The organism is Allokutzneria sp. NRRL B-24872, assembly GCF_002155965.1.
Lineage (GTDB): Bacteria > Actinomycetota > Actinomycetes > Mycobacteriales > Pseudonocardiaceae > Allokutzneria.
In genome coordinates, this window is record NZ_MUMH01000442.1 from 1 (window position 1) to 702 (window position 702).

Genomic DNA, 702 nt, shown 5'->3' on the forward strand with positions numbered 1-702 from the left:
CACCGTGCCGCCCGGCCTCCGGGCCCAGGTCGATCACCCAGTCCGCGTGCTTCACGACGTCGAGGTCGTGCTCGATCACCACGACCGTGTTGCCGCCGTCCACCAAGCGGTCCAGCAGGTCCAGCAGGTGTCCGATGTCGGCCATGTGCAGGCCGGTCGTCGGTTCGTCGAACAGGTAGACGTTGCCGGTCTCCCGCAGCCGGTGCGCGAGCTTGACCCGCTGCCGCTCACCGCCGGACAACGTCGACAGCGGCTGCCCCAGCGTCAGGTACGACAGCCCGACCTCGGCCAGCAGGTCCAGCTTCTTCGTGATGGCCTCTTCGGAAAAGAAACCGAGCGCCTCTTCGACGGTCAGCGCCAGGACGTCGACGATGTTCTTGCCCCGCAACGTCTTGTCCAGCACCTCGGGCCGGTAGCGCCGCCCGTCGCACGCCTCGCAGATCGTCGTCACCGGGTCCATGTAGGCCAGGTCCGTCTCGATCACGCCGCGGCCCTTGCACTCCGGGCAGCCGCCCTCGGAGTTGAAGCTGAACAGCCCCGGCTGCGCGTTGTTGGCCTCGGCGAACAGCTTCCGGATGACGTCCATGACGTCCAGGTAGGTCGCCGGCGTCGAGCGGGTCGACACCCCGATCGCCGACTGGTCGATCAGCACGGCGTCCGGGTGCTGCTTGCGCAGCGCCCCCGAGACGAGGGTGCTCTTGC

1 protein-coding gene is annotated in these 702 nt (G+C 68.4%); it reads right to left on the minus strand.

All coding sequences use genetic code 11. The features are described from left to right. A partial coding sequence (locus CCN37_RS38555) for an ATP-binding cassette domain-containing protein (RefSeq protein WP_143262096.1) occupies window positions 1–702 on the minus strand: 702 nt, incomplete at both ends.